Source organism: Cellulomonas taurus (assembly GCF_012931845.1).
Lineage (GTDB): Bacteria > Actinomycetota > Actinomycetes > Actinomycetales > Cellulomonadaceae > Cellulomonas > Cellulomonas taurus.
This window is the reverse complement of record NZ_CP051884.1, coordinates 767,099-792,550: the sequence shown is the minus strand read 5'-3', so window position 1 is coordinate 792,550 and position 25,452 is coordinate 767,099. Positions and strand designations below refer to the sequence as shown.

Below are 25,452 nucleotides of genomic sequence, written 5' to 3'. Positions count from 1 at the left end.
GGGGGCGACGAGCGCTCACCGTCGTGGCCGTGATCGCCGCGCTCGTGCTGGCTGCGTGCACCGATGACACGACAGCTGAGCCTTCGCCCACGGGCCCGCCGTACCCGGTCGCGGACATCGCCCCGCTCGAACCGGCCCTGGATGCCACAGCCCCGTTCGAGGACCACCCCGCCGTGCAGGTCCTGCGCACGACCAGCATGATCGGGGCATGGGCTGCCCTGACCGACACTCGGGAGTTCGCCCAGTTCACCCAGTACTTCGACCCTGCACGCGGACTCGATCACCGTCCCACTCACGACAGCTATCAGTGGGTCGCAACCGGGCCCGCCCCGAGGGTCATCCTGTCGGTGACAGACGAATCCGACGGTTCAACCGTGGTGCGCTATTGCAGCTACACGACCGACGAAGTGAGCAAGGACACCGGTGAGCCACGGAAGTACGTCAGCGCCCAGCGGCAGGGCCTCATCGTCGATACCACCCTCAGCCCATTGACGGAGGCTGAGATCGCTCGCCTCACCGACCTCGGTCTCGACCCGCCCGCCCTGTGGGCACGCGACAACCATCCGGTCTACGGCGTCGACTGCGACCCATCGGCGGCCACCGTGCAGCACTTCACCGACTGGCGCGAGCACGCACCCATCGGGCACTACTCGTAGCTCGGCTCTACAACCTCGGTTCCCTACTCCTCCGGGTGGTGCAACACCCGCGCCACCTCCGCGATCGACCCGGACAGCGACGGGTACACCGTGAACGCCGATGCCACGTCGTCCACCGTCAGCCCGTGGGCCACGGCCAGCGTGATCGGGAAGATCAGTTCGCTGGCCCGGGGCGCGACCACGACCCCGCCGAGCACGGTGCCGGACACCGGGTGCGCGAACAGCTTCACGAATCCGTCCCGGACGCCGAGCATCTTGGCGCGCGGGTTGCGGGCCAACGGCAGGGTGTTGGTCACGAAGTGCGCACCGCGCGCGGTGAGCGACACCTCGCTGCCGCCGACGGTGGCGATCTCCGGAGCGGTGAAGATGTTGGCGGCCACCGAGCGCAGCGACAGCGGGCTGACGGCGTCGCCGAGGGCGTGCGACATCGCGATCCGGCCCTGCATGGCGGCGACCGAGGCCAGCGGCAGTACACCGGTGACGTCCCCGGCGGCGTAGACGCCCCGCGCGGCGGTGCGGGAGACCTTGTCGACCTCGATGTGTCCGCCCTTACCGACCCGCACTCCGGCGGTGTCCAGGCCGAGGTCGGCGCTGTTCGGCACCGACCCGACGGCGAGCAGGACGTGCGAGCCCTCGATCTGCCGCCCGTCGGCCAGGGTGACGAGCACCCCGTCGGCGGTGCGTTCGGCGGCGACGGCGCGGGAGCGCGGCACCACCTCCATGCCACGGGAGCGGAACACCTCCTCCAGCATCTCGGCGGCGTCGGCGTCCTCGCCGGGCAGCACCCGGTCGCGGCTGGACACCAGCACCACCTGGGACCCGAGGGAGACGTAGGCCCCGGCGAACTCGGCACCGGTGACTCCTGAGCCGACCACGATCAGGCGCTCGGGCAGCGCGTCGAGCCCGTACAGCTGGGTCCAGGTGAGGATGCGTTCACCGTCCGGCTGGGCATCGGGGAGGGTGCGCGGGGTGGCGCCGGTGGCGAGCAGCACGGCGTCGGCACTCAGGGTGCGGCCGTCGACCTCCACCCGGTCCGGTCCGGCCAGGCGACCGTGGCCGGTGATGACCTCGACGCCTTCGCGTTCCAGGCGGGTGAGGATGTCCCGGGACTGGGCGGCTGCCAGGTCGCGGACCCGGGAGTTGACCTGGGCCATGTCGATGGAGTGGCGTCGCTCCCCCGCGGCGACCGGGCCCTCCTCGGTGCCGGCCGGGACGTCGACCCGGATGCCGAGTTCGGGGGCGCGTTCGGCGATGGTCATCCACTCGGCGGTGGCGATCAGGGTCTTGGACGGCACCACGTCGGTGAGGACGGCGGCGCCGCCGAGTCCGGAGCGTTCGACGACTGTCACCTGGGCGCCGAGTCGGCGGGCGACCAACGCCGCCTCGTAGCCGCCGGGTCCACCACCGATCACGACCACCTGCTGCGGGGGGCGGTCGTCGTCGTGGACCACGGGCGCGGGGGGCTGCTGCGGCGGCTGTGTCACGGACCCATCATGCCGAGTAGTCTCGAGTGTTGCCTGCACACGCTGCCGAACACTCCCCCGGAGGACCCCCCGATGGCCGACGACGCCCGCCTGGACGACCTGACCGCTGACCCGATGCAGATCGCCGCGGAGGCCGCCACGGCCCTCGCCGAGCTGACCGGGGTGGAGCGGCACGACATCGCCCTGGTGCTGGGATCCGGCTGGGGCGGCGCCGCCGACCTGCTGGGCGAGACGGTGGCCGAGATCCCGGCGCACGAGGTGCCCGGCTTCGCGAAGCCCGCGGTGGTCGGCCACGTCGGCACGATCCGGTCGATCAAGATCGCCGGGGACTCGGAGACCGCGAAGCACGCGCTGGTGCTCGGTTCGCGCACCCACCTGTACGAGGGCAAGGGCGTGCGCCGGGTGGTGCACGGGGTGCGGACCGCGGCGGCCGCCGGCTGCTCGACCGTGGTGCTGACCAACGGCTGCGGCGGGCTGAACCCGAACTGGACGCCCGGCACCCCGGTGCTGATCAACGACCACATCAACCTGACGACCGTGTCCCCGCTGGAGGGCGCGACCTTCGTCGACCTGACCGACCTGTACAGCCAGCGACTGCGGGATGTCGCGCACCAGGTGGACCCCTCGCTGGACGAGGGCGTCTACGTGCAGTTCCGCGGCCCGCACTACGAGACCCCGGCCGAGGTGAAGATGGCCGGCGTGCTCGGTGGTTCGCTGGTCGGCATGTCCACCACCATCGAGGCGATCGCCGCCCGGCACGCCGGGATGGAGGTGCTCGGCATCTCCCTGGTGACGAACCTGGCCGCCGGCATCAGCGCCGACAAGCTCTCCCACGAGGAGGTGCTGGAGGCCGGTCGCGCCGCCGGGCCGCGGATCAGCAAGCTGCTGGCCGAGATCGTCACCTACATCTGAGCATCGCCGACCAAGGGGACCTGAAGAACATGACCGTCCAGAAGACGTGGGACCAGCTCGCCGACGAGGTGCGCACCTGGATCGCGGACGACCCGGACCCCCGGACGGCGGCGGAGCTGACCGCGCTGCTCGCCCGCGCCGAGGCGCCCACCGACGAGGGTTCCCCGCTGGAGCAGGAGTCCGCCGCCACCCACGCCGAGCGGGCCCGGCAGGACCTGGCCGACCGCTTCCTCGGCCTGCTGCAGTTCGGCACCGCCGGGCTGCGCGGTGCGATCGGCGGCGGTCCGAACCGGATGAACCGCGCCGTGGTGATCCGCGCCGCCTCCGGCCTGGGTGCCTATCTGCTCGGTGAGCTGGACGGGGTGACCCCCGCCCCCCGGGTGGTCGTGGGCCACGACGCCCGGCACGGGTCGGCCGACTTCGCGCGGGACACCGCCGCGGTGCTGACGGCCGTCGGCATCGAGGTGCTGATGCTCCCGCCGCAGCTGCCGACCCCGGTGCTGGCTTTCGCCGTCCGGCACCTGAACGCCGACGCGGGGGTGATGGTCACCGCCAGCCACAACCCGCCGCAGGACAACGGGTACAAGGTCTACCTCGGTGGCCGGGTGGTGCGGGACGCCGGTCAGGGCGCCCAGATCGTGTCGCCGATGGACGCGGCGATCGCCGCGGAGATCGCCCGGGTGCCGTCGGTCTCGGCTGTCCCGCGCGCCGCCGACGGGTGGACCCAGCTGGACCAGCGGATCCACGACGACTACCGCGCGGCGGTGGGGGCGCTGGCCGACCCGCGGGTGGACGCCGCCATGGCGAAGGACCTGCGGATCGTGCTCACCCCGATGCACGGTGTCGGTGGCGAGACCGCGCGGCAGGTGCTGACCGCCGCGGGCTTCACCGACCTGCACCTGGTGCCGTTGCAGGCGGAGCCCGACCCGGACTTCCCCACCGTCGCCTTCCCGAACCCGGAGGAGCCGGGGGCGATCGATCTGGCGGTGGCCCTGGCGGCCGAGCTGGACGCCGACCTGGTGATCGCCCTGGACCCGGACGCCGACCGCTGTGGTGCCGCCTTCGTCGACCCGCGTCGGCGCACGCACACCGGCCCCGGTGCCGCCGCCTCCGACGGCTGGCGGATGCTGCACGGGGACGAGGTGGGCGCTCTGCTCGGCACGGTCGCCGCCGAGCGCTCGGCCGGTGTAAGCGGCGGGGTCCTGGCGAACTCGATCGTGTCCTCGCGGCTGCTGTCGCGGATCGCGGAGGGTGCCGGGTTGGCGCACGTGCAGACCCTGACCGGCTTCAAGTGGATCTCCCGGGTGGAGGGCCTGGTCTACGGCTACGAGGAGGCGCTGGGCTACTGCGTGAACCCGGCCGGGGTGCGGGACAAGGACGGCATCTCCGCCGCCCTGCTGCTCGCCGGTCTGGCCGCACGGCTGAAGACCGAGGGTCGCGGGATCGTCGACGTGCTGGACGACCTGGCCCGGCAGCACGGCCTGCACCTGACCGATCAGCTGTCGGCCCGGTTCACCGACCTGGCGAAGATCCCGGAGGTGATGGCCCGGTTGCGGGAGCACCCGCCGGTGCTGCTCGCCGGATCGCCGGTCACGTCGGTGATCGACCTGGCCGAGGGCTACGACGGCCTGCCGCCGACCGACGGCATCCTGCTGCTGGCGCAGGACGACACCCGGGTGATCGTCCGGCCCTCCGGCACCGAGCCCAAGGTGAAGTGCTACCTGGAGGTGGTGCTGCCGGTGGAGGCGACGGCCCCGTTCGAGACCGTGGGCGAGGCCCGCACCGCAGCCCGGGACCGGCTGGACCGGGTGCGCGCGGACGTGGCGGACGCCCTCGGCCTCTGATCGACAGCAGAACGCCCCCCGATCCTCGCGGATCGGGGGGCGTTCGTGCGTGCGGCCGGGTGTCAGGACTCAGTAGCCGCCGTCGGCCTCGAAGCCGGACAGCACCGCGGCGGTGCCGGACAGCCCCAGCCGGGTCGCGCCGGCCTCGATCATCGCGAGCGCGTCGGCGGCGGTACGCACCCCGCCGCTGGCCTTGACCCCGAGTCGTCCACCGACGGTCGCGGCCATCACCTCGACGGCGTGCACGCTGGCGCCGCCGCTGGGGTGGAACCCGGTGGAGGTCTTCACGAAGTCGGCCCCCGCGGCCTCGGCGGCCCGGCAGACCTCGACGATCTCGTGGTCGGTGAGGGCGGCGGACTCGATGATGACCTTGAGCACGGTCGGAGCCGGGGCAGCCGCCCGCACCGCGGCGATGTCGGCCTGCACGGCGGCGAACTCGCCCGCCTTGGCAGCACCGACGTCGATCACCATGTCGACCTCGTCGGCGCCGTCGGCCACCGACCGGGCGGCCTCGGCGGCCTTGACGTCCGAGTGGTGCTTGCCGGAGGGGAAGCCACACACGGTGGCGACCTTCAGCCCCTTCGCGTCCACCGGGAGGAAGGACGGCGAGATGCAGACCGAGTAGACGCCGAGCTCGACGCCCTCCGCGATCAGCGCCTCGACGTCGGCGCGGGTGGCCTCCGGCTTGAGCAGGGTGTGGTCGACGAACTGCGCCAGCCCGGCGGCGTCCAACGAGGCGGTCATGATCGGTGCCTTCCTTCGGAGGTGGAGAAGCCGGGCGCGATCACCCGGCGGATCAGGTCCTCGCGCTCGTCCTGGTGGCAGAACGCGTGTCGTGCGGCGGTGAGGGTGACCGCAAGCAGGTCGTCGCGGGTCCAGCCCGCGTCCTCGACCAGGCGGTGCAGCTCGGTGGTCATGCTGGTGCGGGACTGCAGCCGGTTGTCGGTGTTGACGGTGACCGCGAAGCCGAGCCGGAGCAACCGGGTCACCGGGTGCTCGGCGATCGAGGTGGCGGCACCGGTCTGCAGGTTCGAGGTGGGACAGACCTCCAGCGCGATCCGGCGGTCCCGCACCCAGTGCGCGAGCCGACCCAGCCGGGTGCCGCCCGAGCCGTCGTCGTGCAGGTCCTCGGTGAGCCGGACCCCGTGGCCGAGCCGCAGCGCGCCGACCTCCACCGCCTGGTCCACCGACTCGGCGCCTGCCGCCTCACCGGCGTGCACGGTCACGGGGAACCGCGCGGCGCGGAGCCGGGCGAAGGTCGCCCCCATGCCCTGCGCCGGGTACCCGGCCTCCGGCCCGGCGATGTCGAAGCCGACCACTCCCCGGTCGCGGTTCGCCAGTGCCAGGGCGGCGACCTCCTCGGCACGGTCGGTCTGCCGCATCGCGCACAGGAGCAGATTCGTGCGGATCTCCCGGCCTGCGGCACGGGCCTCGGCCTCCCCCTCGGCCACACCGGCCCGCACGGCGTCCACCACCTGCTGCAGGGTGAGGCCGCCGCGCTGGTGCTGCTCGGGGGCGAACCGCTGCTCGGCGTAGACCACCCCGTCGGCTGCCAGGTCCAGCACCGCCTCCCGGGCAGCCCGGGTCAGTCCCTCGGTGTCCTGCATGACGGCCAGGGTGTGCTCGAAGGTGGCGATGTACGCCTCCAGGCTGCCCGAGGTCGCCTGCCGGTAGAACCAGTCGGCCAGCTCGTCGGGGTCGTCCACCGGCAAGTGGTGGCCGTTCCTGGCCGCCAGCTCAGCCACCGTCGCGGGCCGCAGCCCGCCGTCGAGGTGATCGTGCAGGACGACCTTGGGCAGCGCGGCGATCTGCTCCGGGGTCATGCCGCAACGGTACTGGTCCCGGAGCACCGACCTGGCATCAGATCGAGTAGCCCTCCTCCTCGTCCTCCGGCACCTCGACCAGCTGCTCAGCCACGTCGGCCGGGTTCGCCCGGTCGTCGAGGTCCGGACGCGGGTCGCCCGGGCGGTACACGCCCTCGTCGCTCAGGTCCTCGGACGGCTCCACCTCGGGCAGGTCGGTCACCTCGGGGCCGGTCAGACCGGCGTCCCGCCAGGACTCGTGGCCGGGGATCGTGCTCATGGGATCCTCCCTCGCTCGGGCTGCTGGGTCCCCTCCATCGTGGCGCGACCGCGCGCTCCTCGCCAGGCCGGGTCCGACCTCCTGGGGACCACGGCGGGACGCGGCCCTTGTGGACGGTCGAGCCTCGGGCGATGCTGCGGGGATGACCACACCGAACCCGGTCCGACAGCTTCGACTCGTCGTGCACGCGGAGGACTACGAGGCGGCCCTGACCTTCTACCGCGATGTGCTCGGGATGCCGGAACAGGCAGCCTTCCAGGGCGACGGAGGTGCGCAGGTGACGATCCTCGACGCCGGACGCGCGACCCTGGAACTCGCCAACCCCCAGCAGGTGGCGATGATCGACCAGGTGGAGGCGGAGGGCCGGCCGAGTGCCCGGCTCCGGGTGGCACTGGAGGTGACCGACGCGGAGGGGACCACGCGGCGCCTGACCGATGCCGGTGCCGAGCTGGTCGCCGCGCCCCGCGAGACGCCCTGGCGGTCGCTCAACTCCCGGCTGGACGCCCCGGCGGGTCTGCAACTGACCGTGTTCCAGGAACTGGGCCCGGCATGACCGAAGGGCCGGACACCACGCGGTGTCCGGCCCTTCATCCGTGCTGCGCGGGAATCAGCCCGCGACGATCCGGTCGATCACCAGCGGGGTCGGCTGGTACGCACCGTCGGTCACGTCCACCGCGTCGGCCAGCGCCTCGGTCGCCCGCGCGAACCGCTCCGGGGTGTCGGTGTGCAGGGTCATCAACGGCTGTCCCGCCCGCACGGTGTCGCCCGGCTTGGCGTGCAGCTCGACGCCGGCACCTGCCTGCACCGGGTCCTCCTTGCGGGCACGACCGGCACCCAGTCGCCAGGCGGCGATGCCCACCGCGTAGGCGTCCAGGCGGCTGAGGGTGCCGTCGGCCGGGGCCAGGATCTGCTCGGTGTGCTGTGCCACCGGCAGCTCCGCGTCGGCGTCGCCGCCCTGGGCCTCGATCATCCGGCGCCAGGCGTCCATCGCTCGACCGTCGGCCAGCGCCGCGGCGGGGTCGGCGTCCGGCTTCCCGGCGGCGGTCAGCATCTCCCGGGCCAGCGCCACGGTCAGCTCCACCACATCGGTGGGGCCGCCACCCGCGAGCACCTCCAGGGACTCGCGGACCTCCAGGGCGTTGCCCGCCGTGAGTCCGAGCGGGGTGTCCATGTCGGTCAGCAGGGCGACGGTGGTGACACCGGCGTCCGTGCCCAGGTCGACCATGGTGCGGGCCAGCTCGCGCGCCCGGTCCACGTTCTTCATGAACGCACCGGAGCCGACCTTGACGTCCAGCACCAGCGCGCCGGTGCCCTCGGCGATCTTCTTGCTCATGATCGAGGAGGCGATCAGCGGGATGGCCTCGACGGTGCCGGTGACATCCCGGAGGGCGTAGAGCTTGCGGTCGGCCGGTGCCAGACCGGAACCGGCCTGACAGATCACGGCGCCCACGTCGTCCAGCTGGGCCATCATCTCCTCGTTGGACAGCGCCGCGCGCCAGCCCGGGATCGACTCCAGCTTGTCCAGGGTGCCGCCGGTGTGGCCGAGGCCGCGACCGGACAGCTGCGGGACGGCGACGTCGAAGACCGCGACCAGCGGGGCCAACGGCAGGGTGATCTTGTCGCCGACCCCACCGGTGGAGTGCTTGTCGGCGGTGGGCCGGCGCAGACCGGAGAAGTCCATCCGCTCGCCGGAGGCGATCATCGCCGCAGTCCACCGGGCGATCTCGGCGCGGTCCATCCCGTTCAGCAGGATGGCCATGTTGAGGGCGGACATCTGCTCCTCGGCCACCACCCCGCGGGTGTACGCGTCGATCACCCAGTCGATCTGGGCGTCGGACAGCCGGTGGCCGTCCCGCTTGGCGACGATGACGTCGACGGCGTCGAAGCTCTCGGTCACGCCTGCACCTTCCGTTCGACGAGGTCGTCCGGGCCGAAAGCATCCGGCAGGACCTCGCGCATGGTCTTGAATCCGCTGACGGTGTCCAGCACCAGGTCGGCGCCACCGTGCTCCCACAGGAGCTGACGGCAGCGGCCGCAGGGCATCAGCGTGTTGCCCTGACCGTCGACGCAGGTGAAGGCGACGAGCCGCCCGCCACCCGACAGGTGCAGGCCGGAGACCAGCGCGCACTCGGCGCACAGGGTCAGGCCGTAGGACGCGTTCTCCACATTGCAGCCGGTGACGACCCGGCCGTCGTCCACCAGGGCGGCGACGCCGACCGGGAACGTCGAGTACGGGACATAGGCGTGCCGCATGGCCTCGGTGGCGGCGGCGCGCAGGCCGTCCCAGTCGATGGTGTCGGTCATGTCGTTCCTCACTTCACGTAGGCGATGCCCTCGGAGGCCGGGGCTCGCACCTTCCCGACCAGACCGGCGACCGCGAAGATGGTGACCAGGTAGGGCAGCATCAGCATCAGCTGGCTGGGGATCGAGGTGCCGATGATCCCGAATGCCTGCTGCAGGCTGTCGGCGAAGCCGAAGAGCAACGCGGCGGCCAGGGCACCCTTGGGGCTCCACCGACCGAGGATCATCGCGGCCAGGGCGATGTACCCCTTGCCGGCGGTCATCTCCTTGTTGAACGCGAGACCGTTCGCCACCGTGAAGAACGCCCCGCCCAGACCGGCGACCGCGCCACCCAGCAGGGTGTTGCGGATCCGGGTCCGGTTGACCTTGATGCCCACGGTGTCGGCGGCCTTCGGGTGCTCCCCGACGGCGCGCAGACGCAGGCCCCACTTGGAGCGGAACAGCAGGATCTGCAGCACGATCACGACCACGTACATGATGTAGACCAGCGCGGTCTGCCGGAACAGCACCGGCCCCAACACCGGGATCTCGCTCAGCACCGGGATCGGCAGCGTCGGCAGCCGCGGCGGCGTGTTCAGCGTGCTGGCGTTCACCTTGAGCACGGTGGAGAACAGGTAGCTGGTCACCCCGACGACCAGCACGTTCAGCACGACGCCGACGATGATCTGGTCCACGACGTACTTCACCGCGAAGGCGACCAGCAGCGCCGAGACCAGGGCACCGGCGATCGGCGCCGCGAGCAGACCGAGGTACGCGGACTGGGTCAGGGTGGCGACCACCGCCGCCAGGAACGCGCCGGCCAGCAGCTGGCCCTCGATCGCGATGTTGATGATGCCGGACCGCTCGCACAGCACACCGGCGAGCGAACCGAAGACCAGCGGCACCGCGAGGAACAGCGCGCCCTGCAGCAGACCGGTCAGCGGCAGCGGCGAGCTCTTGCCGGCGACCGCCCAGACCAGCAGGGCGAGCACCAGTGCCACGGCGTAGACGGCGGGCAGCCACACCCCGGCCTTGCGGCGGTTGCGGGCGTACCAGGCGCTCAGGCCACCGAGGGCGAGGGCGATCAGGCAGAGCACGATCGCGGTCGACTTGCTCGGCACGTCGAACCGGTCGATCTGGAAGAAGTCGGTGGCGGTGGACACCGTGAAGCCGGTCTTCTTGCCGGAGGCGGGCACGATGCCGAAGGCGATCAGGGCGAGCAGCGCGATCACGACGTAGGCGATCGGGCCCTTGTACGAGATCGGCGGCAACGGCTGGGCCGCCGAGCGTGCCGAAGCAGCCGGGGCGGGTGCGGTCACGGCGCTCACGCGGCGGCCTCCTTGGTGACGGGCGCGGGGGTGGGGCTGACCTGCTTGCGACGACCCGGGCTCGGCAGTCGGAACACCGCCCGGACCAGCGGCGGCGCGGCGATGAACAGCACGACCAGGGACTGCACGACCAGCACGATGTCGATCGGGGTGCCGGTCCGGGCCTGCATCGCGAAGCCACCGGCACGCAGCGCGCCGAAGAGCAGACCGGCCAGGAACGTGCCCAGCGGCTTGGACCGGCCGAGCAGGGCGACGGTGATGGCGTCGAAGCCGAAGGACGCGGCGACACCGGCGGTGAGCACCTTCTCGGTGCCGAGCACCTGGGCGGAACCGGCCAGACCGGCCAGCGCACCGGAGGTCAGCATCACCAGCAGGTAGATCCGGTTGATGTTGATGCCCGCGGTGCGAGCGGCCGACGGGTTGGCACCCACGGCCCGGAACTGGAAGCCCAGGGTCGAGCGGTCCATCAGCCACCAGACGAACACCGTGGCCAGGATCGCCAGGAGGAACCCGGCGTGCAGGCGGAAGCCGTCACCGAGCAGCTGCGGGTACACCGCGGTGCCCTCGATCGCCGGCGACTGCGGGTTGTTGCTGCCCGGACGCTTGAACGCGGTCAGCGTCAACAGGTACGCGACCAGGTAGACCGCGATGTTGTTCAGCATGATCGTCACGATCACCTCGTTCGCGCCGGTGCGCGCCTTGAGGAAACCGGCGATCCCGGCCCAGATCGCCCCACCGAGGGCGGCGGCGATGATCGCGAGCAGCAGGTGCAGCACCGGCGGCAGCCCGAAGGCGAAGCCGATGTACCCGCCGAAGATCGCGCCCAGGATGATCTGGCCCTGTGCACCGATGTTGAACAGTCCGGCGCGGAAGCCCACGGACAGACCGAGACCGGCCAGGATCAGCGGCACCGACCAGGTCATCGTCTCGGTGAGCGGCCGGATCGCCTTGGTGAAGGTCGCGGCGGTCGGGTCGACGATCGCGCCCTGGAACAGGGCCACGTAGGCGCCCCACACCGAGTCCCAGACCGCGGACAGGAAGTCGGCGGGCCGCGCGAACAGGTAGCCCGCGGTGGTGTGCACGTCCTCGTCGGCGGCGGCGATCAGCACCGCCGAGACCACCAGGGCCAGCAGCAGGGCGGCGACGGTGACCAGCCAGTTGCTGGTCAGCATCTCCCGCAGGGCGCCCTGGAGTCGCGGCTCGAGCCGCTCGTCCTTCGCGTCCGTGGCGGGGACGTCGGGTGCGGCGTTCACTCGCTCTCCTTCTCGGCGACGATGTCGGCCTCGCCGAGCACCGTGTGATGCGAGGCTGCCTGCTTCACGGCCTCCTCCTGCGGAACGCCGGCCATCATCAGGCCGAGCACGTCCCGGTCGGTACCTCCGGGCACCGTGCCGACGATCCGACCGCGGTACATGACCACGATCCGGTCGGCCAGGTCCAGGACCTCGTCCAGCTCGGTGGAGACGATGATCACGGGGGTCCCGGAATCACGCTCCGCCACGATCCGCTTGTGCACGAACTCGATCGAGCCGACGTCCAGACCACGCGTGGGCTGGGAGGCGATCAGCAGCCGCAACGGCCGGGACATTTCCCGGGCCAGGACGACCTTCTGCTGGTTACCGCCGGACAGCGTGCCGGCCGGTGCCTCGATCGACGGGGTGCGGACGTCGAACTCGACCGTGCGCTGCTCGGCGTTCGCGCGCACCTTCGCCGGGTCCAGCGAGATGCCCTTCGCGAACGCCGGGGTGTCGTACAGGTCGAGGATCAGGTTCTCCGCGACCGAGAACTCGGCGACGATGCCGTCCTCGGTCCGGTCCTCGGGCACGAAGCCGACCCCGGCGGTGAGCACCTGCTTGACCGAGCGGCCGAGCAGTTCCTTGCCGTCCAGCCGGACCGATCCGGCCAGCGCCGGCTGCAGACCCAGGATGACCTCGGTCAGCTCGGTCTGGCCGTTGCCCTGCACACCGGCGATGGCGACGATCTCGCCCCGGGCCACGTCGAAGGAGATCGCGTCCACCTGGCGCACGCCCGCGTCGTCGAGCACGCTCAGGTCGCGCACCTGGAGGGCGACCTCGCCGGGCTGTGCCGGTGCGCGGTCCACCCCGAGGGACACCGAGCGGCCGACCATCAGGGACGCCAGTTCGGTCTCGGCCGACTGCGGGTCGGCGGAGCCGACCACCTTGCCGCGCCGGATGACCGTGATCCGGTCGGCGACCGCACGCACCTCGCGCAGCTTGTGCGTGATGAACACGATCGAGGTGCCCGCGGCCTTGAGCTGGCGCATGATCGCGATCAGCTCGTCGGTCTCCTGCGGGGTGAGGACCGCGGTCGGCTCGTCCAGGATCAGCACCTTCGCGTCCCGGGACAGCGCCTTGATGATCTCCACCCGCTGCTGGGCGCCCACCGGCAGGTCCTCGACCATCGCGTCCGGGTCGACGTCGAAGCCGAACCGGTCGGAGATCTCCTTCACCCGGCGGCGCGCCTCCGGCAGGTCGATCAGCCCGGCGCTCTTGGTCGGCTCGTAGCCGAGCACCACGTTCTCCGCGACCGTGAACACCGGCACCAGCATGAAGTGCTGGTGCACCATGCCGATCCCCGCGGCCATCGCGTCGCCGGGCCCGGCGAACTCCACCGGCTGGTCGTCCACCAGGATCTCGCCCTCGTCCGGGTCGTAGAACCCGTAGAGCACGTTCATCAGGGTGGACTTCCCGGCACCGTTCTCACCCAGCAGGGCGTGGATCTCACCGGGTTCGACCACCAGGTCGATGTGGTCGTTGGCCACCAGCGTCCCAAAACGCTTGGTGATCCCGCGCAGCTCCAGCTTCACGGTGGGCCTGCTCCTCGATCGTCGTCGAATCGTCCCGCGCAGACTAGCCCGCGCGAGGGTGCCATCACGACGGCGGCCCGGGCAGTAACCCCTGCCCGGGCCGCCGTTCGAGTGACGTCAGTTCTGGCTGGGGGACTCCACGACCAGGTCACCGGAGATGATCTGCTGCTGCAGGTCCTCCACGGCGGTCTTCACCTCGGCCGGAACCTTGGAGTCGTAGTCGTGGAACGGCGCCAGCCCGAGGCCCTTGTTCTCCAGGGTGCCGACGTACGGCTCGGAGGAGAAGTTGCCGTCGGCAGCCTCGGAGACGGTGTCGTAGACCGCCTGGCCGATCTCCTTCATCACCGAGGTGAGGATGACATTGGAGTAGTCGGGCGAGGTCTCGAACCAGTCGGCGTCGACACCCACGATGGCGACGTTGCCGGCCTCCTTCGCGGCGGCGGCGGCACCCAGGCCCACCGGGCCGGCGACCGGCATGATCACGTCGGCGCCCTGGTCGATGAAGCCCTTGGCCAGGTTCTGGCCCTTGGTCTGGTCCTCGAAGTCACCGGTGAAGGAGCCGGTCTGGGCCTCCTTGTCCCAGCCGAGCAGCTGGACGTCGGCGCTGTTGTCCTCGTTGTACTTGGCGACACCGTCGGCGAAGCCGTCCATGAAGATGGTCACGGACGGGATCGAGATGCCACCGAAGGTGGCGACGGTGCCGGTGGTCGAGGTGCCGGCGGCGACGTAGCCGGCCAGGTACGCGGCCTCCTGCGTGTTGAACAGCAGCGGCTTGGCGTTGTCCGACTCCTCGTTGAAACCGGAGTCGACCAGGGCGAACTCGATGTCCGGGTTCGCGGCGGCGGCCTCGGTCAGGGTGTCGGCGAGCAGGAAGCCGACGCCGATGATCAGGTTGCAGTCCTGCGCGACCAGCTGGTCGACGTTCGGGCCGAAGTCGGTCTCGGCGGAGGACTCCACCTTGACGACCTCGACGCCGAGCTCGTCACCCGCGCGGTCCAGGCCCTCGCCACCGGACTGGTTGAACGACTTGTCCTCGAAGCCACCCGAGTCCGAGACCATGCAGGCCTTGAAGTCGGACGCCGCGTTGTCCGAGCCGCCGGTCGAACCGGACTCCTCGGGGGCGCTGCCACAGGCAGCCAGGGCGAGGGCGACGGCCCCGCCGAGGGCGGCCGCACGAACGATGTTCTTCACACTGCACTCCTGCTCTTGGGTAAGCGCCGGCCCGCGAGGTGCACCCGGGCCGCGGGCGCCATTGCCCTCGGTCCGGGTGGTTCGTCCGGCTTCGGGAGCACCCTAGCCAGCGCCAGGTAACGCTGGTGTTACCGAGGCGTACCTCACCCGGTTCCGTTACGGACTTGGAATGTTGGGCTGCGCCGTTCGGGTGCCGCCGTTCAGACCCGTCCCGCCAGCAGTGCGGTCCTGGCCAGCAACGATGCACCGGCGGCGATGGCTCGCTCGTCGATCACCAGATTCCCCTGGTGGATGTCGTAGGACCGGCCGCCCGGGGTGCGGGTGCCCAGCCTGGCCATCGCGCCGGGCACCTTGGTCAGGTACCAGGCGAAGTCCTCGCCGCCGAGCGACTGCTCGGTCAGCTGCACCGACTCGGCACCGAGCACGTCCCGTGCCGCCGCCTCGATCACCGCGACGGCACGCTCGTCGTTCTCCACCGGCGGGACGCCGCGCTGGTGCCGGATCTCCACCGTGACGCCGTAGGGCGCGACCACCTGCTCCACCGCCTCGTGGAACACCTGGGACGCGCGCTCCCAGGCACGCACCTCCAGACAGCGCAGGGTTCCCCGCACCGACCCTGAGGACGGGATCGCGTTGTGCGCCTGACCCGCCTGCACGGCACCCCAGGTGAGGTTCACCCCGGAGCGCGGGTCGAGCCGGCGACCGATGATCGCCGGCACCTGGGTGATCACCTGACCCAGGGCGTAGACCACGTCGCCGGTCAGGTGGGGGCGCGAGGTGTGCCCACCCGGGCCGGTCAGCTGGACGGTGACCTCGTCGGAGGCCGAGGTGATCGGACCGATCCGGCTGCCGATCTGGCCGACGTCCACCTTCGGGTCGCAGTGCACCGCGAAGATCCGGCCGACGCCGTCCAGACCACCGGCCGCGAGCACGTCGAGCGCACCGCCGGGCTGGACCTCCTCGGCGGGCTGGAACACCAGCCGTACCCCGGTCGGCAGCAGCCCCTCGGCGTGCAGGGCGGCGAGCACCAGCCCGGCGCCGAGCACGGCGACGGTGTGCACGTCGTGACCGCAGGCGTGCGCCACGTTCGCCACGGTGGAGGCGAACGGCAGGCCAGTGGTCTCGGGCACCGGCAGCGCGTCCAGGTCGGCTCGCAGCCCGATCCAGCGCCGCCCGGTGGTCACCGGGTTGGGGCCGATGTCGCAGACCAGTCCGGTGCCGGGCAGCAGCCGCGGCTCCAGGCCCGCCTGCCGCAGCCGCTCGGCGACGACCCGCGTGGTGCGCTGTTCGGTGCGGCCCAGTTCCGGGTGGGCATGGATGTCCCGCCGGATCGCGATCAGCTCGTCGGAGAGCGATCCGACCAGCTCCTGCACTCGGGAAGCGTCGACCATCACCCGACCGACAGTACCCAGCGTTGCACGTCAGAGCAGGTCGTCGCGTCCCCGGGCCCGCCAGCCGTCGACCGCGCCCTTCACCTGCTGGGCGTGTGCCCGGGTGGTCACCAGCACCGCGTCCGGGGTGTCCACCACCACGGCGTCCGGCACTCCGAGCACGGTCACGGTGCGCTGCCCGGTGAGCACCAACGCACCGGGCGCGTCGAGCCGCTGCACCAGGGCGTCGTCACCGAGGGTGCGGGCACCGTCGTCCGGCTGACCGACCGGGGCGAGCAGCGGTGCCAGCGAGGCGAAGTCGCCGACGTCGTCCCAGCTGAAGTCGCCGGGGACCACGGCCACTCCCCCGGCGGCGGCCACCGGCTCGGCGATCGCGTGGTCGATGGCGATCTTGGTCAGGGTGGGCCACACCTCGGCCAGCACGGCGTCCCGCTGCGCGGGGTCGTCCCACACCCCGGCGATCCAGCGCAGACCGGCGGCCAGCGGCGGCAGCTGGGTGGCGAGGTGGTCCAGCAGCACCCCGGCGGCGACGATGAACATCCCGGCGTTCCACCAGTACTCGCCGGTGGCCAGGTAGTCGGCGGCGGTCTCGGCATCCGGCTTCTCGGTGAAGGCGACCACGTGGCGGGCATCGGTCGCACCGTCCACCCCGAGCGGCTGCCCGGCGTGGATGTAGCCGAAGGCGGTGGACGGTTCGGTGGCCTCGATCCCGATCGTCACGACGTACCCGGCGCGGGCGGCCTCGACCCCGGAGCGGACGGCTGCCTCGAACCGGGGCAGCTCGCCGATCACGTGGTCGGCGGCGAAGGAGCCCAGCACCACCTCGGGCCCGTGCCGCTCGGCCAGCACCGCCGCGGCCAATCCGATCGCCGCCATCGAGTCGCGCGGCGACGGTTCGGCGATCACCTGGGCGTCCGACAGCTCCGGGAGCTGCTCCGCGACCGCCTCGACGTGCCGCCGACCGGTCACCACCAGCACCCCACCCGGGCCTGCGAGGGGGGTCAGGCGGTCGACGGTGCCCTGCAGCAGGGTGCGCCCGGTGCCGGTCAGGTCGTGCAGGAACTTGGGTGCCCCCTGCCGGGACAGCGGCCACAGCCGGGTACCCGCGCCGCCCGCGGGAATGACAGCGTGGAAACCGGGGATCTCAGCCATGCCGGACAGGCTAGCGGCCGGTCCACCAGCGGCCGGCGTCCCGGGACTTGGGTCCCAGCGCTGATGTGCGGTTCGTCACACTCGGCCCGATCGGGCCCCCCGGTGTCACCCCTACGGCGGACGATGCCTAGAGTGCTCCCACCGGACACCGCAGTCCCGAACCGCCCAGGAGGCATTCCGTGTCTACTGCGTCAGCGTCACCCACGCAGACCACGAAGAAACCACGACGCAAGCCAGCAGGCACCCTCTACCGGGGCCGTGAGGGCATGTGGTCCTGGGTCGCCCACCGGATCACCGGCGTGCTGATCTTCTTCTTCCTGCTGGTGCACGTCCTGGACACCTCGCTGGTCCGGGTCTCCCCCGAGGCGTACAACGACGTGATCGGCACCTACAAGAACCCGATCATGGGCCTCGGTGAGGCGGGTCTGGTCGCGGCGATCGTCTTCCACGCCTTCAACGGGATCCGGATCATCCTGGTGGACTTCTGGGCCAAGGGTCCGAAGTACCAGCGCGTGATGCTCTGGGTGGTGGTCGGCCTGTTCGTCGTCACGATGGCCGGCTTCCTGCCCCGGCACCTGATGCACGTCTTCGGAGGCGAGTGACCATGAGCAGCACCATCTCCGCCCCGAACTCGCCGGTCGCCCGTCCCTCGCGCCGCACGACCCGCGGCAACTGGGAGCTCTACGGCTGGGTGTTCATGCGCGCCTCCGGCGTCGTGCTGCTGGTGCTGATCTTCGGGCACCTGTTCGTGAACCTGGTCGCCGGTGACGGGATCAGCGCGATCGACTTCGGCTTCGTCGCCGGCAAGTGGGCATCCCCGTTCTGGCAGATCTGGGACCTGCTGATGCTCTGGCTGGCGATGATCCACGGCACCAACGGCGTCCGGACGATCATCAACGACTACGCCGAGCGGAACGGCACTCGCCTGGCCCTCAAGCTCGCGCTCTACACCGCGTTCACCGTCGTCGTGGTGCTCGGCACCCTGGTGATCTTCACCTTCGACCCGTGCCCGGTGAACAGCCCGGCGGACCTGCTGCCGTCGTTCTGCACGGCCTGACCACCCGCACGTCGAACAGAGTCGAACAGAAAGGCATCGCCCCCGATGCAGATCCACCAGTACGACGTCGTCATCGTCGGAGCCGGCGGTGCCGGGATGCGTGCGGCCCTGGAGTCCTCGGCCCGCACCCGCACCGCGGTGATCTCGAAGCTGTACCCCACCCGGTCGCACACCGGTGCCGCGCAGGGCGGCATGTGCGCCGCCCTCGGCAATGTGGAGGACGACAACCCGGAGTGGCACACCTTCGACACCGTGAAGGGCGGGGACTACCTGGTCGACCAGGACGCCGCCGAGATCATGGCGAAGGAGGCCGTCGACGCGGTGCTCGACCTGGAGCGGATGGGGCTGCCCTTCAACCGCACCCCGGAGGGCCGGATCGACCAGCGCCGCTTCGGCGGGCACACCCGCAACCACGGCGAGGCCCCGGTCCGTCGTGCCTGCTACGCCGCCGACCGCACCGGCCACATGATCCTGCAGACCCTGTACCAGCAGTGCGTGAAGCAGGACGTGCAGTTCTTCAACGAGTTCTACGTCCTCGACCTGCTGATGAACCGCGACCTGTCCGGCGAGCAGCGCGGGCAGAGTGACGTCGCGGACGGCGAGGAGGTCGCGGTCGCCGGGGTCGTCGCCTACGAGCTGGCCACCGGGGAGATCCACGTCTTCCGCGCCAAGTCGGTCGTCCTCGCCACCGGTGGCGCGGGGAAGATCTACAAGACCACGTCGAACGCCCACACCCTGACCGGCGACGGGATGGCGATCGCCTACCGTCGCGGGCTGCCGCTGGAGGACATGGAGTTCTTCCAGTTCCACCCGACCGGCCTGGCGGGGCTCGGCATCCTGCTCTCCGAGGCGGCCCGCGGTGAGGGCGGCATCCTCCGCAACGCGGACGGCGAACGCTTCATGGAGCGCTACGCCCCGACCATCAAGGACCTGGCACCGCGCGACATCGTGGCGCGGTCGATGGCGAACGAGGTGCGCGAGGGTCGCGGCGCCGGTCCGAACAAGGACTACGTGCTGCTCGACCTGACCCACCTGGACCCGGCGCACATCGACGCCAAGCTGCCGGACATCACCGAGTTCGCCCGCACCTATCTGGGGATCGAGCCCTACACCGAGCCGGTCCCGGTCTACCCGACCGCGCACTACGCCATGGGCGGGGTGCCGACCAACGTCGACGGCGAGGTGCTGCGCAACCCGCGGGACGTGGTCCGTGGCCTCTACGCCGCCGGTGAGGTGGCCTGCGTCTCCGTGCACGGCTCCAACCGACTGGGCACCAACTCGCTGCTGGACATCAACGTCTTCGGCAAGCGGGCCGGGACCTCGGCCGCCGAGTACGCCATGACCGCACCCTGGGTCGAGCTGCCGGAGAACCCGGAGTCCGCGACGGTGGCCGAGCTGGAGGAGATGCGCGCCCGGCCGAAGGGCGAGCGGGTCGCCGACGTCCGCCGCGAGCTGCAGCAGACGATGGACACCAACGCGCAGGTGTTCCGCACCGCCGAGTCCCTGCGCCAGGCCCTCTCCGACATCCACGCGCTGCAGGACCGCTACGCCCGGGTCTCGGTGCAGGACAAGGGCAAGGCGTTCAACACCGACCTGATCGAGGCGCTGGAGCTCGGCTTCCTGCTGGACCTGTCCGAGGTCGTCGTCGTGGGCGCGCTGAACCGGCGCGAGTCCCGCGGTGGGCACTTCCGGGAGGACTACCCGGACCGGAACGACGCCGAGTTCATGGAGCACACGATGGCCTACCGCCGACCGGCCGGTGCCCACATCGACGACCCGGTGGCCCCCGCGCCGTCCGGCGAGGAGATCCCGGAGTTCCCGGCCGACCGGCCCAGCGTCCTGCTCGGCACCAAGCCCGTCATCACCACCGTGTACCAGCCGATGGAGCGGAAGTACTGACATGACTGCCACCCTCGATCAGCCGCAGGCGGAGGCCAAGCCCGCCGAGATCCCCTCCTTCCAGGTCACGCTGCGGATCCGCCGCTACACCCCGGAGACGCACGGCGACGAGCCGTACTGGCAGGACTTCACGGTGACCGCCCACGGCACCGACCGGCTGCTGGACGCCCTGCACACCATCAAGTGGGAGCTGGACGGGTCGGTCACCTTCCGCAGGTCCTGCGCGCACGGCGTCTGCGGGTCGGACGCGATGCGCATCAACGGCCGCAACCGCCTCGCCTGCAAGGCGCTGCTCAAGGACCTGGACCCGAGCAAGCCGATCACCGTGGAGCCGATCAAGGGCCTGCCGGTGATCAAGGACCTGGTCGTCGACATGGAGCCGTTCTTCGCCTCCTACCGCGAGATCATGCCGTTCCTGGTCACCACCGGGCACCAGCCCTCCCGCGAGCGCATCCAGTCGCCGGAGGAGCGGGCGCGGTTCGACGACACCACCAAGTGCATCCTGTGCGCCGCGTGCACCAGCTCGTGCCCGGTGTTCTGGACCGACGGGCAGTACTTCGGCCCGGCGGCCATCGTCAACGCGCACCGGTTCATCTTCGACAGCCGCGACGAGGGTGGCGCGCAGCGCCTGGAGATCCTCAACGACAAGGAGGGCGTCTGGCGCTGCCGGACCACCTTCAACTGCACCGAGGCCTGCCCGCGGGGCATCGAGGTCACCAAGGCGATCCAGGAGGTCAAGCGCGCGATGATCACCCGCGCGTTCTGATGTCCGAATCCCGCGAGAACCAGCGCCGGGCGAGGGTCACACTACCGAGGTGACCCTCGCCCGTTGTGTTCCCGGAGATCCCCGCTTCGACCGGTGGTACCGCGCCATCGACGCCCGGGACGCCCGGTTCGACGGCCAGTTCTTCACCGCGGTGTCCTCCACCGGCATCTACTGCCGCCCGTCCTGCCCGGCGCGCACCCCGCGCCGGGAGAACGTCAGCTTCTACCTCACGTCCGCCGCCGCGCACGAGGCCGGGTTCCGGGCCTGCAAGCGGTGTCTGCCCGAGGCGGCCCCCGGCACCCCGGAGTGGGACCTGCGCCGCGACCTGGCCGGCCGGGCGATGCGCCTGATCGCGGACGGGGTGGTGGACCGCGAGGGCGTCGACGGGCTCGCGGCCCGTCTCGGGTACTCGGTGCGGCAACTCGGCCGCACCCTGACCGCCGAACTCGGCGCCGGACCGGGGGCGCTGGCCCGGGCCCGACGCGCCCAGACCGCCCGCAGCCTGATCGTCGGCACGGATCTGAAGCTGGCGGATGTCGCCTTCGCCGCCGGATTCGGGTCGGTGCGGCAGTTCAACGACACGGTGCGGGAGGTCTTCGACACCACACCCCGCGCGCTGCGCGAGCGCCGGAACGGCACCGCCCCCACCGTCGGGCTCACCATCGCGCTGCCGGTACGACAGCCGTACGACGCGCCCGGGGTGTTCGGCTTCCTCGCCGCGCGCGCGGTCGCGGGTGTGGAATCGGTCGACCTGGGGCCGACAGCGACCCGCTCGGCAGCGGAGGGCTCGACCACGCCCGCATCGGCCCCGCGCGCATCCACCGGACAGCCGCACGGCGGTGTGCTGCGCTACGCCCGCACCCTGTCGCTGCCCCATGGTCCGGGCGCGGCCGAGGTGACCGCCGAGCGCACTCCGAGCGGCTGGCGACTTCGGGCAGTCCTGGAGCTCACCTCGCTCGCCGACGTCGCCGTCGCCACCACCCGGATCCGCCGACTCCTTGACCTGGATGCGGACCCGGTCGCGATCGACGCCGCCCTGTCCGCCGACCCGGCCCTCGCGCCGCTGGTCGCCGCCACCCCGGGCATCCGGGTACCCGGTGCCGTCGACCCGCACGAACTCGTGGTCCGCGCCCTGGTCGGGCAGCAGATCAGCGTCGCCGCCGCGCGCGGACACCTGAGCCGACTGACCGACCTGATCGGCACGCCGGTGGTCAGTTCCTTCGCCGGGTTGGATCGACTGTTCCCGACCGCCGCGCAGGTCGCCGCGGGCATCCCGGCTCCGGGCACACAGCTCGACCCGGACCGTCCGCTGAGGCTGCCGGGCCGATCGATCACCACGATCCGAGACACCGCCGCCGCGCTCGCCGACGGCTCACTCCAGGTGGACGTCGGCGCGGACACCACGCCCTTGGCCGCAGCCCTGGTCGAGCGCCCCGGGATCGGGCCGTGGACCGCCGCCTATGTGGCCATGCGGGTGCTCGGGGATCCCGATGTCTGGCTGCCGGGCGACGCCGCGCTCCTCACCTCCGCCCGCGCGCACGGTGTCCTCGACCCGGCACTCCCCCGCGGGGCCGCCCACCGGGCTCTCACCGCCCGCGCAGCGGAGTGGGCACCCTGGCGCTCCTACGCCGTCACCCACCTCTGGCGCGCCGCCCCCTGACCCCCAGGCCCCAGGCCCCACGCCCCACGCCCCACGCCCCACGCCCCACGCCCCACGCCCCACGCCCCACGCCCCACGCCCCACGCCCCACGCCCCACGCCCCACGCCCCACGCCGAGGCTACGGAAAACGACGCTCCAGCAGTCGTCAAGCGTCGCTTTCCGTAGCCTCGGCGCCGATGGCCGAGCCTTGGGTGAGCGGGGCCGGGCCTGGCCGAGCCGGCGGGCACATGCCGGGAGCGGTGCGGGGTGCGCGCCGATCAGGCCTCGTCGTCGGGGGCGGGCGGGTCGGCGGTCCAGGCGGCGGCGAGCAGGACGATGCGGGAGATCAGGTTCATCCAGACCAGCAGCGTCACGATCAAGGCGAAGGAGGTCAGCAGCGCGTTCTTGCTCGCCGACCCGGCCACCACCGACGTGCCGAGCACCCGGACGACGCCGAGTCCGATCCCGGCGATGATCGCGCCGCCGCGCAGGTCCTTCCACGGCGGTCGGATCCCGGCCAGCAGCACCACGATCAGGCAGAACGTCGCCGCGTCCACCACGAAGGCGACCAGGATGCCCAACACCCGGACGGTGATCGCCCCGGCGGTGGAGTCCTCCAGCCCGACCAGGCCGAGCAGCCAGTCGGCGGCGGTGGTGGTGGCGATGCCGAGCACCGCCGAGAGCAGGATCGCCACTCCGAGACCGACGAAGGCACCGAGCTGTCGCGCCTTGTCCAGGACCGCGTTCTCACCGCCGGAGGCCGGCTCGCCGAACATCGCGCGCACCGCCGTGCGCAGCGCCGCCATCGCGGAGATCGCCGACATCAGCAGCACCACGAACGCGATGATCGACGCCAGCCCCAGTCCGGCGCTGAACTGCAGGGACTCCGGGTCGATCAGTCCGGAGGAGTCGCCGCCGGTGTCCACCAGCCCGGGCAGATTCGCGTCGATGGCGTCGAGCACGCTCTGCCGCAGGCTCTCGTTCCCGCCGAGCACCGCCATGAAGACGGTGTAGCCAATGGTGAGCCCGGCGAAGACGGAGAACAGCGCCGCATAGGCGATGCCGCCGGTGAGCACACCGCCACCCGCCTCGCCGAAGCGCGCGTTGGCCCGCGCCGGCCGGGTCCGCTGCCACCAGGCCAGGAGTGCCTGCACCCGGGCCACGACGCCGCCGATGCCGCCGGGATAGGTCCGGGCACCGACGTCCTTACGATCACCGGCGGCGGTGTCGGCACGGCCGGCCACCTTCGCGTGAATCTGCCCCGATCCTCGTGGTTCTGCCGCCGGACTCATGCAGGTGACCCTAGGAGTCGGCGGGTTCCCCGGCATCCCGAACGGGCTGGTCGCCGGGGGCGAGCGGGTGTGCTGCCAGCACCCGCCACCGGCCGTCGTCGCCGTGTTCGTAGACCTGGATGTCGGTCACCGGGAACCGGGCGTCGAAGTCGGCCAGCTCCGCGAATGCCTGGTCGAGCGCCGGGTCCGGCACGTCGTGCGCGATCGTCACGTGCGGGTGGTAGTGGAACCGCAGCTCCTGGGCCAGCACGCCGGTCCGGATCCGTCCCTCGAGTGCCTCGCAGGCGGCGATCCCCTCGGCGACCTGGACGAACACCACCGGTGACACCGGTCGGAAGCTCGCGGTGCCGCGCAGGTGCACCACGAACGGCCCCTGGCTCGCGGCGACCCGGGCCAGGTGCTCGTGCACAGCGGGCAGCTCGTCCTCGCGCACCGTGGTGGGCCCGAGCAGGGTGATGTGCGGCGCGATCAGGTCGGCCGCCGGGTCACCCACCCGCGCCCGGGCGTCGTGCAGGGCGGTCGCCCACGGCTCGGGGATCCCGACCGCCACCCCGATCCGGAGCGTGCCCGGGTCGCGGCGGACGATCGGGATCGCCTGCGTGTGGTCGGTCATGCCGTCCGGCGCGGGAGCAGCCCGAAGCGGTCCGCGATCCGCCGCAACACCGGCGCGGCGATCTCCGCCGCCTTGTCGGCTCCGTCCGCCAGCACCGCGTCCAGCTGTGCCGGATCGGACAGGTAGTGGTTCACCCGCTCCTGGAACGGGGTCAGGAAGTCGACCACCACGTCGGCGAGGTCCACCTTGAGGTGGCCGTAGCCCTTGCCCGCGTAGTCGGCGACGATCGCGTCGATCTCACGACCGGTGAGCGCCGAGTAGATGCTGAGCAGATTCGCGATCCCGGGCTGGTTCTCCCGGTCGTAACGGATCTCCGAGCCGGCGTCGGTCACCGCCGAGCGGATGCGCTTGGCGACCGTCTTCGGCGGGTCGAGCAGCTCGATGATGCCGTTCGCGCTCGAGGACGACTTGCTCATCTTCGACGTCGGGTCCTGCAGGTCGTAGATCTTCGCGGTCGCCTTGACGATGTGCGCCTCGGGGACCACGGCCGTGCCCTCGCCGAACCGAGAGTTCAGCCGCTGGGCCAGGTCGCGGGTCAGCTCCAGGTGCTGGCGCTGGTCCTCGCCCACCGGCACCAAGGCGGTGTCGTAGAGCAGGATGTCCGCCGCCATCAGGATCGGGTAGGTGAACAGACCGACGGTGGTGCCCTCGGCACCGTACTTGCTGGACTTGTCCTTGAACTGGGTCATCCGACCGGCCTCGCCGAACCCGGTCTGGCAGGACAGCAACCAGGCCAGCTCGGCGTGCTGGGCCACGTGCGACTGCACGAAGAGGATGGACCGCTCCGGGTCGACACCCGCCGCCAGGTACTGCGCGGCGGTGCGCCGGGTGCGCTCGCGCAGCACCGCGGGATCCGGGGCCACGGTGAGCGCGTGCAGGTCGACCACGCAGTAGATCGGGTCGTAGGAGTCCTGCAGGGCCACCCACTGGGTGAGCGCGCCCAGGTAGTTGCCGAGGTGGAGGGAATCGCTGGTGGGCTGCATCCCGGAGAAGATGCGCGGCATACCTGGAGCCATGGGTCCATTCTTGCTTGTCGGA

General features: G+C 71.6%; 24 protein-coding genes. 9 read left to right on the top strand and 15 right to left on the bottom strand.

Annotated features, from left to right (window positions below; genetic code table 11):
* Positions 1–29: 29 nt before the first annotated feature.
* Complete coding sequence (locus tag HGK68_RS03635) at positions 30–656, top strand: hypothetical protein (RefSeq protein ID WP_169164730.1); 627 nt, start codon at positions 30–32, stop codon at positions 654–656.
* Positions 657–679: 23 nt separating this feature from the next.
* On the opposite strand, the gene HGK68_RS03630 is transcribed toward HGK68_RS03635, so the two are convergent.
* Positions 680–2,140, bottom strand: coding sequence for an NAD(P)H-quinone dehydrogenase (locus HGK68_RS03630; RefSeq protein WP_425483662.1), 1,461 nt, complete (start codon positions 2,138–2,140; stop codon positions 680–682).
* Between the two features lie 72 nt (positions 2,141–2,212).
* Here HGK68_RS03630 and HGK68_RS03625 point away from each other — a divergent pair, with 72 nt between their 5' ends.
* Both HGK68_RS03625 and HGK68_RS03620 read left to right on the top strand, forming a co-directional pair.
* Positions 2,213–3,052 (top strand): purine-nucleoside phosphorylase, encoded by an 840-nt coding sequence (locus HGK68_RS03625; RefSeq protein ID WP_169164729.1) that lies wholly within the window; start codon positions 2,213–2,215, stop codon positions 3,050–3,052.
* 29 nt (positions 3,053–3,081) lie between these two features.
* Positions 3,082–4,896 (top strand): phospho-sugar mutase, encoded by a 1,815-nt coding sequence (locus tag HGK68_RS03620; RefSeq protein WP_169164728.1) that lies wholly within the window; start codon positions 3,082–3,084, stop codon positions 4,894–4,896.
* 69 nt (positions 4,897–4,965) lie between these two features.
* Here HGK68_RS03620 and deoC read toward each other — a convergent pair whose 3' ends face one another.
* The 3 genes from deoC to HGK68_RS03605 are packed head-to-tail and all read right to left on the bottom strand — an operon-like array spanning position 4,966 to position 6,978.
* Positions 4,966–5,640: a deoxyribose-phosphate aldolase gene (gene deoC / locus HGK68_RS03615; RefSeq protein WP_169164727.1), complete on the bottom strand. Its 675-nt coding sequence runs from the start codon at positions 5,638–5,640 to the stop codon at positions 4,966–4,968.
* Positions 5,637–6,719, bottom strand: coding sequence for an adenosine deaminase (locus HGK68_RS03610; protein WP_169164726.1), 1,083 nt, complete (start codon positions 6,717–6,719; stop codon positions 5,637–5,639). The genes deoC and HGK68_RS03610 overlap by 4 nt, the downstream gene beginning before the upstream one ends.
* A gap of 37 nt (positions 6,720–6,756) precedes the next feature.
* Positions 6,757–6,978 carry a hypothetical protein gene (locus tag HGK68_RS03605; protein ID WP_169164725.1) on the bottom strand — a complete coding sequence of 74 codons (222 nt, stop codon included), beginning with the start codon at positions 6,976–6,978 and terminating at the stop codon, positions 6,757–6,759.
* Positions 6,979–7,120: 142 nt separating this feature from the next.
* On the opposite strand from HGK68_RS03605, the gene HGK68_RS03600 reads away from it, so the two are divergent.
* Positions 7,121–7,531, top strand: a complete 411-nt coding sequence (locus HGK68_RS03600) for a VOC family protein (protein ID WP_169164724.1) — start codon at positions 7,121–7,123, stop codon at positions 7,529–7,531.
* A 54-nt stretch (positions 7,532–7,585) separates the two neighbouring features.
* Here HGK68_RS03600 and HGK68_RS03595 read toward each other — a convergent pair whose 3' ends face one another.
* The 8 genes from HGK68_RS03595 to HGK68_RS03560 form a co-directional block, all read right to left on the bottom strand.
* The gene (locus tag HGK68_RS03595) at positions 7,586–8,875 is read right to left on the bottom strand and encodes a thymidine phosphorylase (protein ID WP_169164723.1); all 1,290 of its coding nucleotides are present in this window, start codon (positions 8,873–8,875) and stop codon (positions 7,586–7,588) included.
* The gene (locus tag HGK68_RS03590; RefSeq protein WP_169164722.1) at positions 8,872–9,282 is read right to left on the bottom strand and encodes a cytidine deaminase; all 411 of its coding nucleotides are present in this window, start codon (positions 9,280–9,282) and stop codon (positions 8,872–8,874) included. Before HGK68_RS03590 ends, HGK68_RS03595 begins: the two co-directional genes overlap by 4 nt.
* 8 nt (positions 9,283–9,290) lie before the next feature.
* Positions 9,291–10,586 (bottom strand): ABC transporter permease, encoded by a 1,296-nt coding sequence (locus tag HGK68_RS03585; RefSeq protein ID WP_169164721.1) that lies wholly within the window; start codon positions 10,584–10,586, stop codon positions 9,291–9,293.
* Positions 10,583–11,839, bottom strand: a complete 1,257-nt coding sequence (locus HGK68_RS03580) for an ABC transporter permease (protein ID WP_425483661.1) — start codon at positions 11,837–11,839, stop codon at positions 10,583–10,585. The genes HGK68_RS03585 and HGK68_RS03580 overlap by 4 nt, the downstream gene beginning before the upstream one ends.
* On the bottom strand, positions 11,836–13,413 hold the full coding sequence (locus tag HGK68_RS03575) for an ABC transporter ATP-binding protein (RefSeq protein ID WP_169164720.1): 1,578 nt from the start codon (positions 13,411–13,413) through the stop codon (positions 11,836–11,838). Before HGK68_RS03575 ends, HGK68_RS03580 begins: the two co-directional genes overlap by 4 nt.
* A 117-nt stretch (positions 13,414–13,530) precedes the next feature.
* Positions 13,531–14,604 carry a BMP family lipoprotein gene (locus tag HGK68_RS03570; protein WP_169164719.1) on the bottom strand — a complete coding sequence of 358 codons (1,074 nt, stop codon included), beginning with the start codon at positions 14,602–14,604 and terminating at the stop codon, positions 13,531–13,533.
* Positions 14,605–14,804: 200 nt separating this feature from the next.
* Positions 14,805–15,995 (bottom strand): amidohydrolase, encoded by a 1,191-nt coding sequence (locus tag HGK68_RS03565; protein ID WP_169166926.1) that lies wholly within the window; start codon positions 15,993–15,995, stop codon positions 14,805–14,807.
* Between the two features lie 30 nt (positions 15,996–16,025).
* Complete coding sequence (locus tag HGK68_RS03560) at positions 16,026–17,147, bottom strand: mannose-1-phosphate guanylyltransferase (protein WP_169164718.1); 1,122 nt, start codon at positions 17,145–17,147, stop codon at positions 16,026–16,028.
* A gap of 266 nt (positions 17,148–17,413) precedes the next feature.
* On the opposite strand from HGK68_RS03560, the gene sdhC reads away from it, so the two are divergent.
* From sdhC to HGK68_RS03535, 5 genes are read left to right on the top strand one after another with little or no spacing between them, the layout of a single operon-like run.
* Positions 17,414–17,749 (top strand): succinate dehydrogenase, cytochrome b556 subunit, encoded by a 336-nt coding sequence (gene sdhC / locus HGK68_RS03555; protein ID WP_246260558.1) that lies wholly within the window; start codon positions 17,414–17,416, stop codon positions 17,747–17,749.
* A gap of 2 nt (positions 17,750–17,751) precedes the next feature.
* Positions 17,752–18,204 carry a succinate dehydrogenase hydrophobic membrane anchor subunit gene (locus HGK68_RS03550; RefSeq protein ID WP_169164716.1) on the top strand — a complete coding sequence of 151 codons (453 nt, stop codon included), beginning with the start codon at positions 17,752–17,754 and terminating at the stop codon, positions 18,202–18,204.
* Between the two features lie 45 nt (positions 18,205–18,249).
* Complete coding sequence (gene sdhA, locus HGK68_RS03545; RefSeq protein WP_169164715.1) at positions 18,250–20,103, top strand: succinate dehydrogenase flavoprotein subunit; 1,854 nt, start codon at positions 18,250–18,252, stop codon at positions 20,101–20,103.
* Position 20,104: 1 nt separating this feature from the next.
* Positions 20,105–20,869: a succinate dehydrogenase iron-sulfur subunit gene (locus HGK68_RS03540; protein ID WP_169164714.1), complete on the top strand. Its 765-nt coding sequence runs from the start codon at positions 20,105–20,107 to the stop codon at positions 20,867–20,869.
* Positions 20,870–20,918: 49 nt separating this feature from the next.
* Entirely contained in the window at positions 20,919–22,529 is a 1,611-nt protein-coding gene (locus HGK68_RS03535; protein ID WP_169164713.1) for an AlkA N-terminal domain-containing protein, read from the top strand.
* A gap of 258 nt (positions 22,530–22,787) precedes the next feature.
* On the opposite strand, the gene HGK68_RS03530 is transcribed toward HGK68_RS03535, so the two are convergent.
* From HGK68_RS03530 to trpS, 3 genes are read right to left on the bottom strand one after another with little or no spacing between them, the layout of a single operon-like run.
* Positions 22,788–23,753 carry a YihY/virulence factor BrkB family protein gene (locus HGK68_RS03530; RefSeq protein ID WP_246260556.1) on the bottom strand — a complete coding sequence of 322 codons (966 nt, stop codon included), beginning with the start codon at positions 23,751–23,753 and terminating at the stop codon, positions 22,788–22,790.
* Between the two features lie 58 nt (positions 23,754–23,811).
* Positions 23,812–24,414 (bottom strand): 2'-5' RNA ligase family protein, encoded by a 603-nt coding sequence (locus HGK68_RS03525; protein WP_169164711.1) that lies wholly within the window; start codon positions 24,412–24,414, stop codon positions 23,812–23,814.
* Complete coding sequence (trpS, locus tag HGK68_RS03520) at positions 24,411–25,430, bottom strand: tryptophan--tRNA ligase (RefSeq protein WP_169164710.1); 1,020 nt, start codon at positions 25,428–25,430, stop codon at positions 24,411–24,413. The genes HGK68_RS03525 and trpS overlap by 4 nt, the downstream gene beginning before the upstream one ends.
* Positions 25,431–25,452: the final 22 nt, after the last annotated feature.

Coding starts and splice junctions, on each gene's coding strand:
- HGK68_RS03550 (WP_169164716.1), top strand. CDS start 17,752: ATGAGCAGCACCATCTCCGCCCCGAACTCGCCGGTCGCCCGTCCCTCG.
- trpS (WP_169164710.1), bottom strand. CDS start 25,430: ATGGCTCCAGGTATGCCGCGCATCTTCTCCGGGATGCAGCCCACCAGC.
- HGK68_RS03610 (WP_169164726.1), bottom strand. CDS start 6,719: ATGACCCCGGAGCAGATCGCCGCGCTGCCCAAGGTCGTCCTGCACGAT.
- HGK68_RS03590 (WP_169164722.1), bottom strand. CDS start 9,282: ATGACCGACACCATCGACTGGGACGGCCTGCGCGCCGCCGCCACCGAG.
- deoC (WP_169164727.1), bottom strand. CDS start 5,640: ATGACCGCCTCGTTGGACGCCGCCGGGCTGGCGCAGTTCGTCGACCAC.
- HGK68_RS03565 (WP_169166926.1), bottom strand. CDS start 15,995: ATGGTCGACGCTTCCCGAGTGCAGGAGCTGGTCGGATCGCTCTCCGAC.
- sdhC (WP_246260558.1), top strand. CDS start 17,414: ATGTGGTCCTGGGTCGCCCACCGGATCACCGGCGTGCTGATCTTCTTC.
- HGK68_RS03525 (WP_169164711.1), bottom strand. CDS start 24,414: ATGACCGACCACACGCAGGCGATCCCGATCGTCCGCCGCGACCCGGGC.
- sdhA (WP_169164715.1), top strand. CDS start 18,250: ATGCAGATCCACCAGTACGACGTCGTCATCGTCGGAGCCGGCGGTGCC.
- HGK68_RS03620 (WP_169164728.1), top strand. CDS start 3,082: ATGACCGTCCAGAAGACGTGGGACCAGCTCGCCGACGAGGTGCGCACC.
- HGK68_RS03560 (WP_169164718.1), bottom strand. CDS start 17,147: ATGGCTGAGATCCCCGGTTTCCACGCTGTCATTCCCGCGGGCGGCGCG.
- HGK68_RS03600 (WP_169164724.1), top strand. CDS start 7,121: ATGACCACACCGAACCCGGTCCGACAGCTTCGACTCGTCGTGCACGCG.
- HGK68_RS03605 (WP_169164725.1), bottom strand. CDS start 6,978: ATGAGCACGATCCCCGGCCACGAGTCCTGGCGGGACGCCGGTCTGACC.
- HGK68_RS03625 (WP_169164729.1), top strand. CDS start 2,213: ATGGCCGACGACGCCCGCCTGGACGACCTGACCGCTGACCCGATGCAG.
- HGK68_RS03540 (WP_169164714.1), top strand. CDS start 20,105: ATGACTGCCACCCTCGATCAGCCGCAGGCGGAGGCCAAGCCCGCCGAG.